Source organism: Actinosynnema sp. NPDC053489, from assembly GCF_044544865.1.
Lineage (GTDB): Bacteria > Actinomycetota > Actinomycetes > Mycobacteriales > Pseudonocardiaceae > Actinosynnema.
Map to the genome: position 1 here is coordinate 1 of NZ_JBITXT010000020.1, position 11,832 is coordinate 11,832.

Annotated in this window: 10 protein-coding genes; 7 read left to right on the top strand and 3 right to left on the bottom strand. The window is 74.4% G+C overall.

The features are described from left to right. Positions 1-107 precede the first annotated feature (107 nt). Both ACIGNX_RS31970 and ACIGNX_RS31975 read right to left on the bottom strand, forming a co-directional pair. Complete coding sequence (locus ACIGNX_RS31970) at positions 108-2,960, bottom strand: BTAD domain-containing putative transcriptional regulator (RefSeq protein WP_396544797.1); 2,853 nt, start codon at positions 2,958-2,960, stop codon at positions 108-110. A gap of 282 nt (positions 2,961-3,242) precedes the next feature. Next, positions 3,243-5,126 (bottom strand): ABC transporter ATP-binding protein, encoded by a 1,884-nt coding sequence (locus ACIGNX_RS31975; protein ID WP_396544798.1) that lies wholly within the window; start codon positions 5,124-5,126, stop codon positions 3,243-3,245. Positions 5,127-5,423: 297 nt separating this feature from the next. Here ACIGNX_RS31975 and ACIGNX_RS31980 point away from each other — a divergent pair, with 297 nt between their 5' ends. Then, positions 5,424-6,341, top strand: a complete 918-nt coding sequence (locus ACIGNX_RS31980; RefSeq protein WP_396544800.1) for a hypothetical protein — start codon at positions 5,424-5,426, stop codon at positions 6,339-6,341. A 52-nt stretch (positions 6,342-6,393) separates the two neighbouring features. Here the strand turns inward: ACIGNX_RS31980 and ACIGNX_RS31985 are convergent, their stop codons facing one another. Beyond that, positions 6,394-7,338, bottom strand: a complete 945-nt coding sequence (locus tag ACIGNX_RS31985; protein ID WP_396544802.1) for a 4-hydroxy-3-methylbut-2-enyl diphosphate reductase — start codon at positions 7,336-7,338, stop codon at positions 6,394-6,396. A 64-nt stretch (positions 7,339-7,402) separates the two neighbouring features. Between ACIGNX_RS31985 and ACIGNX_RS31990 the strand changes: the two genes are divergently transcribed. From ACIGNX_RS31990 to ACIGNX_RS32015, 6 genes are all read left to right on the top strand, one after another. Beyond that, the gene (locus ACIGNX_RS31990; protein ID WP_396544803.1) at positions 7,403-7,888 is read left to right on the top strand and encodes a lipid droplet-associated protein; all 486 of its coding nucleotides are present in this window, start codon (positions 7,403-7,405) and stop codon (positions 7,886-7,888) included. A 125-nt stretch (positions 7,889-8,013) separates the two neighbouring features. Next, the gene (xseA, locus tag ACIGNX_RS31995) at positions 8,014-9,243 is read left to right on the top strand and encodes an exodeoxyribonuclease VII large subunit (RefSeq protein WP_396544805.1); all 1,230 of its coding nucleotides are present in this window, start codon (positions 8,014-8,016) and stop codon (positions 9,241-9,243) included. Continuing rightward, positions 9,224-9,631 (top strand): sugar ABC transporter substrate-binding protein, encoded by a 408-nt coding sequence (locus ACIGNX_RS32000; protein ID WP_396544807.1) that lies wholly within the window; start codon positions 9,224-9,226, stop codon positions 9,629-9,631. Before xseA ends, ACIGNX_RS32000 begins: the two co-directional genes overlap by 20 nt. After that, positions 9,628-9,837 (top strand): exodeoxyribonuclease VII small subunit, encoded by a 210-nt coding sequence (locus ACIGNX_RS32005; RefSeq protein WP_053719410.1) that lies wholly within the window; start codon positions 9,628-9,630, stop codon positions 9,835-9,837. Before ACIGNX_RS32000 ends, ACIGNX_RS32005 begins: the two co-directional genes overlap by 4 nt. Before the next feature lie 48 nt (positions 9,838-9,885). Next, positions 9,886-10,941: a class II fructose-bisphosphatase gene (gene glpX / locus ACIGNX_RS32010; RefSeq protein WP_396544809.1), complete on the top strand. Its 1,056-nt coding sequence runs from the start codon at positions 9,886-9,888 to the stop codon at positions 10,939-10,941. 122 nt (positions 10,942-11,063) lie between these two features. Then, positions 11,064-11,828 (top strand): S1 family peptidase, encoded by a 765-nt coding sequence (locus tag ACIGNX_RS32015; protein ID WP_396544811.1) that lies wholly within the window; start codon positions 11,064-11,066, stop codon positions 11,826-11,828. Positions 11,829-11,832: the final 4 nt, after the last annotated feature.

Consider the following 11,832-nt stretch of genomic DNA (forward strand, 5'->3'; position numbering starts at 1 on the left):
CGCTACGCCAAACGAGCCGCCTACTACCAGGCCGAACTCACCATCGCCGCCATCGTCTTATGGCTGCGATGACGAATTACAGGACACTGCCTAGTCCCCGCCCCGCCTCACCCGCCGGGCTCGCGGCGCGTCGCCGACAGCCGGTGCCGGCGGGCGTCGTCGGGCCTGCCCCACGCCTCGTAGGCGCGGGCCAGGCCGCGGTGGGCGCGGGACTCCTCGTGCCGGTCCCCGGTGCGGCGGGTCAGCGCCAACGCCTCGTGGTGGTGCTCGACGGCGCGGCGGGGGTCGCCGCACGCGGTCGCCAGCTCCCCCAGCGTGTCCAGCACCTCCGACTCCAGGTCCCGGTTGCCGGTGGCCCGCGCGCCCGCCAGGGCCTCGGCGAGGTGCTTGCCCGCGACCTCCCACCGGCCGAGCCGCAGGTGGACCAGGCCGAGGTTGGCCTGCAGGTGGTCGACCAGCGCGTGGTCGTTGTCGACGTCCGGCACGGCCTCCACCGCCAGCTCCATGTGCCGCAGCGCCTCCTCGTACCGCCCCGCGTCCTCGTGCACCAGCGCCAGGCTGCACAGCACGCCCGACTCGCCGCGCCGGTTCCCGATGGCCCGGGCGATGCCCAGCGCCTCGTGGAACGCCCGCTCCGACTCCTCGTGCCGCCCGAGGCGGCGCAGCACGACGCCCAGGTTCTTCAGGGCCCGGCCGGTGAAGCTGACGTCGCCGGTCTCCCGGCCGACGGCGACCGCCTGCTCGTGGTGCCGCAACGCCTCCTCGTAGCGCCCCAGCCGCTCGCACGCCACGCCGAACCCGGTCAGCGCGACCCCCTCCGCCACGCGGTCCGCGCGACGGCGGCCCGCCACCAGGGCGTGCGTGTGCAGGGCCAGGGACTCGTCGTGGTGGCCGCGGACGTGGAAGTAGCGCCACAGCGTGCCCGCCAGCCGTTCGGCGTGCTCGGCCTCGCCGTGCGCCGCCGCGTGCTCGGCGACCGCGAGGAGGTTCGCCCGCTCGGCCTCCAGCCACGCCACCGCCTCCGCCCGCGTGGCCGGGCCCGCCGAGCCGGGCACCGGGCACGGCGCGGCCTGGTCGACCGGGTCGAACAGGGCCATCGCGACGGCCGCCTCGCGCACGTAGTGCTCCGCGAGGGCGCACAGGGCCGCGGTGCGCTCCGCCTCGTCGTCCACCTCGACGGCCAGGCCGCGGGCGTAGGCGCGCAGCAGGTCGTGCATCTGGAACCGGCCGTCGGCCGTGCGCTCCACGAGGTGCGCCTGCGCCAGGGCGTCGACGTGCCGCCGGGCCGTCGCCCCGTCCGAGCCGGTCAGCGCCGCGATCGCGGCGACGCCCAGGTCGTGGCACGGGTGCGCGCCCAGCAGCCGGAACACCCGCGCGACCGGCGGCGCGAGCTGCCGGTAGGACCACGAGAACGCCGACCGCAGCGCCGCGTGCGGGTCGGCGTCGTCGTCCAGCCGGTCGAGCCGGTCCTGCTCCCGGGTCAGCTCGCCGCCGAGGTCGGCCAGGGTCGCCGCGGGCCGGCCGCCAGCCAGCTCGGCGGCCAGCCGCAGGGCCAGCGGCAGCCGCGCGCACAGCTCCGCCAGGGCGGCCACGGCGTCCGGTTCCGCCGCCGCCCGGTCGCCGATCAACGCGCGCAGCAGGGCGTGCGCCTCCCCGGCGGGCAGCAGGTCGAGCCCCACCCGGGTCGCGCCGTCCTTCGCGATCAGCCCGCGCATCGAGTCGCGGCTGGTGACCAGCACCAGGCAGCCCGGCGAGCCGGGCAGCAGCGGCCGGACCTGCGCGGCCGTGCGGGCGTTGTCGAGCACCACGAGCACCCGCCTGCCGGCCAGCAGGGACCGGAACGCGGCCGACCGCTCGTCGACGTCCTGCGGGATGTCGCGCGAGTCGACGCCCAGCGCGCGCAGGAAGCCCGCCAGCGCGTCGCCCGGCCCGACCGGCAGCTCCGGGTCGTAACCGCGCAGGTTGACGTAGAGCTGGCCGTCCGGGAACCGGTCCCGCACGCGGTGCGCCCAGTGCACGGCCAGCGCGGTCTTGCCGACGCCGCCGGTGCCGGTGATCACCGCGATCGGGGGCGGCTGCCGGTCGTCGGCGCGCGCCAGCAGCCGGTCCAGCCGCCGCAGGTGCTCCGCCCGCCCGGTGAACCCGACGACGGCGGCCGGCACCTGCGCGGGGTGCACCCGGGCGGGCGGGCCCGCGTCCCGGTCGGCCACGAGGGCCGCGTCCTGGTTGAGGATGTCCAGGTGCAGCCGGCGCAGCTCCTCCCCCGGCCGCACGCCCAGCTCCCGGTCCAGCAGGGCGCGGCCCTCGTCGTAGACGTCGAGCGCCTCGGCCTGGCGGCCCGCCCGGTACAGCGCGGTCATGAGCGCACCGCGCGCCCCCTCCCGGAACGGGTGCCGCGCGACCAGCTCGGTGAGCGCGACCACGGCCTCCTCGTGCGCGCCCAGGGCCGACAGCGCCGAGGCGTGCCCCTCCAGCGCGGTCAGCCTGCGCTCGGCCAGCCCGGTGCGGGCGGTGTCGGCGTCCGGCCCGACCAGGTCGCCGAACGGGTCGCCGCGCCACAGCTCCAGCGCGCCCGCGAACGCCGCCGCGGCCTGCCGGTGCAGGCCCGTGCCCGCGTGCCGCCGCCCCGCGCGGACCAGGGCCTCGAACCGCCGCGCGTCCAGCTCGTCGTCGGCCGCCAGGACCCGGTAGCCGCCGCGGCCGCCGTCGATCCGGTGGCCCGCCGAGGGGTCGCCGGCCAGCAGCCGGCGCAGCTTCCACACGTAGGTCTTGGTGTTCTGCTCCGCCGACGGCGGCGCGCCCTCCGGCCACAGCGCCTCGACCAGCCGCTCGACGCTCACCCACTCGCCGGCGTGCAGCAGCAGCGTGGCCAGCAGCACGCGCGGCTTCCGGGCGACGACGGGCGCCCGCGTTCCGTCGGACCTCACCACGTCGACCGCGCCCAGGACCCGGAACAGCACTCGGCACACTCCCCAGTGCCGCGACCGTCCCCACGGCCGAGGCGGTCCCGAAGGTAGCGCAGCGGGCGTGCCGCCGCCGACCCCGGCCGGTGGACCCGCGGTGTACCGGCGGTGTACCGGCGTGCCCCAGGCTCGGGCACGCGGGTCACCGGCTGTGACCTCGATTGGGGGTGGGTCACAGCCGCGGCCCCACCGCGCGCGTCACCGCCGCGACGCAGATTCCACGACCGGGCGACGGGCGCCGGGCGGCACCCTCCACCCGTCGCCCGGTCGTGGTCCGCCTCACGAGGCCAGCAGGCCGCCCCGGTACGCCGCCGCCTGGAGCTCGAACAGCTCGAAGTAGTGCCCGCGCCGGGCCATGAGCTGCTCGTGCGTGCCCTGCTCGATGATCCGGCCCTGGTCGAGCACGACGATCCGGTCGGCGTTGCGGATGTTCGCCAGCCGGTGCGTCACCAGGATCGTGGTGCGCCGCGCGGTCGCCTCCCGCAGGCCCTCGAACACCCGCGCCTCGGCCTTGGCGTCCAGCGCGGCCGTCGGCTCGTCGGCCACCAGCACCGCCGCGTCCCGGTACATGCCGCGCGCGATGCCCATCCGCTGCCACTGCCCGCCGGACAGGTCCTGCCCGTCGGTGAACTGGCGCGACAGCACGGTGTCCGGGCCGGCGGGCAGGGTGGCCAGCACCTCGTCCGCGCCGGACTTCGCCACCGCCTCCCGCCACGCCTCCTCGTCGTCGCGGTCCAGCCGCCCGACCGCCACGTTGAGCCGCGCGGTCATCGGCCACTGCGCGGGGTTCTGCGCGATCACCGCGATGGACGAGTGCACCGAGCCCGGGTCGGCCTCGGCCAGGTCCACCCCGTCCCACGCGACGGTGCCCGCCGACGCCGGGTACAGGCCGGTCAGCACCTTGCCCAGGGTCGTCTTGCCCGAGCCGTTCTCGCCGACGAGCGCGACGACCTCGCCCCTGGTCACGGTCAGGTCCACGTCCCGCAGCGCGGGCTTGGGCGCCCCCGGGTAGGTGAACGACACGTTGGTCAGCGTGATCCGCTCCGGGTCGGCGGGCGCGACGACGGGCGTGCTGCCCTGCGCCCGCTCCGCGCCCTCGGCCAGCAGCTTGCGGTAGAAGTCGATGTAGAACGAGTCCTCGTACAGCGAGTTGACCGCGCGGGTGGTGGACGCCAGCGACGAGAAGCCGGTGCGCATGGCCAGCACCGCCGTGCCCGCCAGGGCCAGCTCCATGCCGCCGGTCTGCAGCAGCACGCCGAGCGCGACGTAGGCGAGCGCGGTGCCCAGGCCCGCCAGGCCGCGCCCGGTCAGCCGCACCAGGTTCGTGCGGTGGGCCATCCGGATCTCGTCGGCCATCAGGCTCTCCGCGATGCGCCGGTGCTCGGCGAGCAGGCGTTCCTGCAACGTCAGCGCGTGCCGCTCCAGCGCGAAGTCGCGGTCGGTGGCGACCTCCTCCACCACGCCCTTGCGGGTGTTGCGGGTCACCGAGTCGAGGAAGTGCTCGTAGCGCAGCTTGGACGCCCGCGCCGACGCCCAGGCGTTGGCGAACGCGGCGAGCAGCAGCGTGGGCGCGAGCCACGGGTGCAGCAGCCCGACCGTCACCACCGCCGCGACCAGCGAGATGCCGCCGGACAGCAGGTCGGCGAGGTAGCGCAGGCTGCTCTCCAGCGAGCGGACGCCGCGCCGGCCGCCCTGGCGGGCCAGCTCCCGGAAGTCGGCGTCCTCGAAGGCGAGGAGCTGGGCGCGCGCGAGCACCGCCGTCACCTCGTCGTTGGCCTCGCGGGTGACGCGGGGGCGCAGCGAGCTCTCCACCGCCGCGACCGCCGTGTCCAGCAGCGCGCGGACCACCAGCGACCCGACCACGACCGCCAGCGCGGGCAGCGCCTCGACCACCCGCTGGGGCGTGGGGCCCTCGCGCAGCAGCGCGGAGAACACGTCGGCCGTGGCGAGCAGGCCGAACGCCGTGACGCAGCCGGCCAGCACGTGCACCGCGCCCGCCAGCAGGGTGAGGCGGGGCGACGTGCGCCAGGCGAGCCGGACCACCATCGCGACCGCCGACGGCAGGCTCTTGAGGGCCTTGCCCAGGCTCACGGAGGTCTCACCGCGGCGGCGGGCCCACTTGGGGGTGGCCACGTTCTCCACCCCGATCAGCACGGTGCTCATCGTCCCAGCAAACGCGAACTTCACGCCCGCGCCAACACGGTTCGCCGTCGGCGCAGCTCACCGGTGCGGGAAGGGCGGAGTGTCGTACCGCCGTGGGACGATCCCGGCGGCGGCGCGTGACGCCGGCCGAGGTGGAATCGGAATTTCCCACCCGATCGCACGCTAACGCCCCGGAGAACCCGCCCGAAAGGCGGGGTGACCGGGCGGCACGACCTCCGCCGCGACGCCCGAGCCGGTTTTCCGCCCATTCACGCACGTTTTCCGCACGTGCGACCGTGATCGGAGGAAATCATGCGCATGAGCACCGGGCGGGCGCGCCTCGGCGTGGCCGCCCTCGTCGCCGCGGTGGCCGCGGCGGTCGTCGCCACACCGGCCTCCGCCGCCGCCCCGCCGTTCGACCCGGGCCTCGGCCGAACGCCCTACCAACCGGACAAGATGCCGGTCGACCCCTATGCGGGCGACGCGGGGACGCTCCGCAACGCCTACGGGTTCAACCTCACCCAGTACCGGGGCCTGGCGAATCCGGCCTACTACGAACTGCTCGACCGCTATCCGGTCAAGCTCTACCGCAACCGCCGCGGCCTGCCGGAGAACGACCCGCGCCTGGCCGAGGAGGACCGGTGGCTGGCAGGCGTCGACGACGTCATGTCCACCATCGTCCTGGAAACCAACAAATGGGTCGGCGGTCGCTTGGAATACGCCGGTTACGACCGCCAGGACTACCTGACCGCCACCCACCCGACGCCGGAAATCAGCATCACGTTCGACCCGAACCTGACCGGCGTCATCGGCATCGCCTACCCCGCCACGGTCCTCGACCGGCGCGGCCTCTACCTGGGGGGCGGCAACATCAGCTTCGCCCATCACCCGACCTGGGGTGACCTGGCCGAGGGCGCCCTCGACGGCGACCGCCAGGCCTGCTACCAGATCGGCCTGAAGGTCATGCACGAACTGGCGCACCACCTGGGCCTGAACCACTACAACTCCGCGTTCCACGGCGAGACCCCGCTCATGGGCCCGCGGACCGTGGACCAGGTGTCGAGTTGGAACGACGTGCTGTGGCGCGGCGACAAGGCCGGGCTGCTCGCGATGGCGGGGTGGCGCGACCGCGCCAGGGCGTGCGGGGAGCAGGACGACTGCGACCCGATCTGGTACAAGGACCCGGGGGTGGCGTGGCCGCCCGCCCCGCCGGACCACCGCTACGACCGGGGCTGACCGGCGCCGGGCCGATCGGGGTGACCGGTCCGGCCACCCCGGTCGGCGCGCGTCAGCGGACCAGGTCCTTGCGCAGCTCGCGCGGCAGGGCGAAGGCGATCTTCTCGTTGGCCGTGGTGATCTCCTGGACCTCGCCGTAGCCCCGCTCGGCCAGCCACCCCAGCAGCTCCATCACCAGGATGTCCGGCACCGACGCGCCCGACGTCACGCCGACCGTCGTCACGCCCTCCAGCCACGCCTCGTCCACCTCGCGGGCGTAGTCGACCAGGTGCGCGGCCCGCGCGCCCGCCTGCAACGCCACCTCGACCAGCCGCACCGAGTTCGAGGAGTTCTTCGACCCGACCACGAGCACTAGGTCGCACTCCGGTGCCATCGTCTTCACCGCGGTCTGCCGGTTGGACGTGGCGTAGCAGATGTCGTCCGACGGCGGCTCCTGGAGGTCGGGGAACCGCTCCTGGAGCTGCCGCACGCGCACCATCGTCTCGTCCACCGACAGGGTGGTCTGCGACAGCCAGACCACCTTGGACGGATCGCGCACCACGACCTTGTCGACGTCCTCGGCGGTGTCCACGAGCTGGATGTGCGACGGCGCCTCGCCGTAGGTGCCCTCGACCTCCTCGTGGCCCTCGTGGCCGATGAGGAGGATGTCGTAGTCGTCGCGGGCGAACCGCTTGGCCTCGTTGTGGACCTTCGTCACCAGCGGGCAGGTCGCGTCGATCGTGCGCAGCCGCCGCTGGGCGGCCTCCTCGTGCACGGCGGGCGACACGCCGTGCGCCGAGAACACGACGAGCGCGCCCTCGGGCACCTCGTCGGTCTCGTCCACGAAGATCGCGCCACGCCGGGACAGCGTCTCCACGACGTGCTTGTTGTGGACGATCTCCTTGCGCACGTAGACCGGCGCGCCGTACTGCTCCAGCGCCTTCTCCACGGTCACCACGGCACGGTCCACGCCGGCGCAGTAGCCACGCGGCTTGGCCAGGAGCACTCGCTTGTCCATGGCCACCAGGGTACGGCGTGCCGCGTGTAGGCATCGGAGGGCCGACTGCGGCAGGCTGTACGGCATGAAGCCACTGCCCCTGACCGTCCGCCTCGCCGCGGGACTGGCGGTCACCGCCGTCGAGCAGGTCCGGAAGCTCCCGAGGCAACTCGCGGGCCTCCCGGTCACCGTGGTCAGTGAGGCGCTGCAGCTGTCCATGCGCGTGCAGCAGCGGGTGACCGAACTCGCAATCAAGGGTGACGACGCGCTGTCGGTGCTGCGCCCCGCGGAGCAGGAGCCGGAGTGGGCGACGTTCGACGAGGACGAGCCGGGGGACCGGTCGGCGCCGGCGGAGGACCCGTGGGCGGAGGAGGAGCAGGCGCTGGCCGCCGGGCCCCCCGCCGCGCTGCCCACCTACGACGAGCTGTCGTTGGCGCAGCTCAGGGCACGCCTGCGGGCGTTGTCGGCGGAGGACCTGGAGGAGCTGCTGGCGTACGAGCGCGCGCACGCGGCCCGGCCCGAGTTCACCGGCATGCTGACCCGCCGCATCGCGAACCTCGGGAACCAGTGAGCACCCGGGAGACGAGCACCGGGGAGACCGGCCCAGGGAGGTCCGGCCCTGAGAGGACCGGCCCCGAGAAGTCCGGCCCCGAGCGGTCGGGCGCCGAGCGGTCCAGCCCCGAGAACCCGTGGCCGGTGCGGACGGTCGCGCGCAAGATCTTCGACTGGATCAACCGGCTCGGCGACGTCTGGGTCGAGGGCCAGGTCACCCAGCTCAGCGCCCGCCCGGGCACGGCCACGGCGTTCCTCACCCTGCGCGACCCGTCGGTGGACATGTCGATGCAGCTCACCGCGCCGGTGGGGCTGGTGCGGGAACTGGCGCTGAGCGAGGGCAGCCGGGTCGTCGTGCACGGCAAGCCCAACTTCTTCCCCAACCGGGGCACGCTCAGCCTGCGCGTGGACGAGATCCGGCAGGTCGGCATCGGCGAGCTGCTGGCGCGCGTCGAGCGGCTGCGCAAGCTGCTCGACGCCGAGGGCCTGTTCGACCCGAGGCGCAAGCGCAAGCCGCCGTTCCTGCCGAACAAGATCGGCCTCATCACGGGACGCGCGTCCGCCGCCGAGCGGGACGTGCTGACCAACGCGCACGCCCGCTGGCCCGGCGCCCGGTTCCGGGTCGTCAACGTGGCCGTGCAGGGCGCGCTGGCCGTGCCGCAGATCCTCACGGCGCTGTCCACCCTGGACCGCGACTCCGAAGTGGACGTCATCGTGCTCGCCCGCGGCGGCGGCAGCGTGGAGGACCTGCTGCCGTTCTCCGACGAGGCGCTGTGCCGGGCGGTGGCGCAGTGCCGCACGCCGGTGCTGTCGGCGATCGGGCACGAGCCGGACACCCCGCTGGTCGACCACGTGGCGGACGTGCGGTGCTCGACGCCCACCGACGCGGGCAAGCGCGTGGTGCCCGACGTGGCGGAGGAGGCCCAGCGGATCCGGCAGCTGCGCGACCGCAGCCGCCGGGCCCTGCACGGCTGGGTGGACCGCGAGCGCGAGCTGCTCGCCGCGCTGCGCACCCGCCCGGCCCTCGCCGACCCGCACGGGCCGCTGGACCGGCGCGCGGAGGACGTGGACCGGCTGCGCGAGCGCGCCCGGCGGGCGGTGCGCAACCGCCTCGACTCGGAGACCGCGGGACTGACCGCCACCACGGCGCGCTTGACGACCCTCGGGCCTGCCGCCACGCTGGCGCGGGGCTACGCGGTGGTCCAGCTGGTCACCGCCGACGGGGTCGACGGGGTGCTCCGGTCGACCGCCCAGGCCCCCGCGGGCGCCCGGCTGAGGGTGCGCGTGGCCGACGGCGCCGTGCACGCGGTCGTCGCCGCCGCGGACCCCGACCAGGCAGAGGAAGGAGGCAGTGGTGCCCAACCCGGCCCGTGAGCCCACGTTCCTGCCGTTGACGATGGCCGCCGCGGGTGACTCCGCGGACGAGGGCGCCGTCGCCGTGCGCGACCGCGCCGAGTCGGCCGACCGGGCCGCCGCGGACTGCTGGCTGTCGCTGGTGGCCGGCTGCACGTCCGGCAGGCAGGCGTTGATCAGCCGGTTGCACGACCTGTCCGAGGCCACCTGCGGCTACGCGGGCCTGCGGTGGTGGCTGGGCCGCGGCTCGGTGCACCGCAGGCGCGTCGCCGACGCCGAGCACCGCATCGACGACGCGGTGCGCGAGGGCGACGGCGCGGAGTTCGCCGAGGCGTTCATCGGCTACGACCAGGCCGTGGCGACCGTCGTCGTGCACGTCCGGAACCGATTGGGGAAGTTGTCCACGTGAGCGAGCCGGGCTACGAGCAGGCCAGGGACGAGTTGGTGGAGGTGGTCCGCAGGCTGGAGGCGGGCGGCCTGTCGCTGGAGGAGTCGCTGGCGCTGTGGGAACGCGGCGAGGCGCTGGCGAAGACCTGCGAGCGGCAGCTCGCGGGCGCCCGCGAGCGGATCGATCAAGCACTCAGTGTGACCGAGGAGGACGTGGCCGAGGCGTGACGACGTGCGAGGATTGGTCTACCGGCCGGTAATCGCAGGAGGAACGCCATGGTCAACGCCAGCACCCCGTCCGAGCGCCGCCGCGAGGCGCCAGACCGCAACCTCGCGCTGGAGCTCGTCCGGGTGACCGAGGCGGCCGCGATGGCCGCCGGGCGCTGGGTGGGCCGCGGTGACAAGAACGGCGGCGACGGCGCGGCGGTGGACGCCATGCGCAAGCTGATCGGCACGGTGTCCATGCGGGGCGTGGTGGTGATCGGCGAGGGCGAGAAGGACGAGGCGCCCATGCTGTTCAACGGCGAGGAGGTCGGCGACGGCAACGGCCCCGAGTGCGACGTGGCGGTCGACCCGATCGACGGCACCACGTTGATGGCCAAGGGCATGCCCAACGCGCTGGCGGTGCTCGCGGTGGCCGAGCGGGGCGCGATGTTCGACCCGTCCGCCGTGTTCTACATGGAGAAGCTCGCCACCGGGCCGGAGGCGGCGGACGTCATCGACATCACCGCGCCGATCGCGGAGAACATCCGCCGGGTGGCCAAGGCCAAGCACAGCGACGCCTCGGACGTGACGGTGTGCGTGCTGGACCGGCCGCGGCACGAGTCGCTGGTGCGCGAGGTGCGGGCGGCGGGCGCGCGGATCCACTTCATCTCCGACGGCGACGTGGCGGGCGCGATCTCCGCGGCCCGGCCGAACACGGGCATCGACCTGCTCGTCGGCATCGGCGGCACGCCGGAGGGCATCATCGCGGCGGCGGCGCTGAAGTGCATGGGCGGCTCGATCCAGGCCAGGCTGTGGCCCAAGGACGACGAGGAGCGGCACAAGGCGCTGGACGCGGGCCACGACCTGGACCGCGTGCTGCTGACCGACGACCTGGTGCGCGGTGACAACGTGTTCTTCTGCGCGACCGGCGTGACCGACGGCGACCTGGTGCGCGGCGTGCACTACCGGGCGGGCGGCTGCACCACCCAGTCGATCGTGATGCGGTCGAAGTCCGGCACGGTGCGGATGATCGACGGCTTCCACCGGCTCACCAAGCTGCGCGAGTACTCGTCGGTCGACTTCGACATCCCGCCCAGCGCCGAGGACGCCCTGCCGCCGCTGCCGTAGCCGCGCCCGGTCAACTGTCAACCGGGTGCTACCGGCCGATCGGCTGTGGTGATCACGCCCCGTTCATCCTTAGTTTCCGTTCCGTCCCCGAGCACCCCTGCGCCGGGGACGGAGAGGAAGCGATGAAGGTTCGTACCCTGTTCACCGCCTTCGCGGTGGCGGTCGGAGCGGCGTTCGCCGCGGCGGCCGGGGCGGCGGCGGCCCCGGCGGCCGACGGCGTCACCCCGTTCATCGTGGGTGGCGGCAACGCCACGCAGACCTACTCGTTCATGGTGTCCCTGCAGAGCACCACGGGCAGCCACTTCTGCGGCGGTTCGCTGATCAAGGCCAACTGGGTCGTCACGGCCAAGCACTGCGTCCAGGGCCGCTCGGCGTCCTCGATCCGGGCCCGGATCGGCACGACCAACCGCACCAGCGGCGGCACCGTCGCCACGGGCGCGCAGGTCGTGACCCACCCGTCGTACGACATCGCCCTGCTGCGGCTGTCCACCTCGGTCACCCAGGCGCCGATCGCGGTGGCGTCGACGTCGGGCGCGGTCGGCACGGCCACCCGCATCATCGGCTGGGGCCAGACCTGCGCCCCCGCCGGCGGTTGCGGCGCGCCGACGACGCTGCAGGAGCTGAACACGTCGATCGTGTCCGACAGCAGCTGCCTGGGCATCTACGGCGCGTACGAGATCTGCACCAACAACCCGAACGGCAACTCGGGCGCCTGCTACGGCGACTCGGGCGGCCCGCAGATCAAGTCCGTGAACGGCGTGTGGCAGCTGATCGGCGCCACCAGCCGCGCCGGCAACAACAGCTCCACCTGCGCCACCGCGCCGTCGATCTACGTGGACGTGCCGGCGTTCCGCTCGTGGATCAGCCAGTACGCGGGAACGGTGTGAGCCG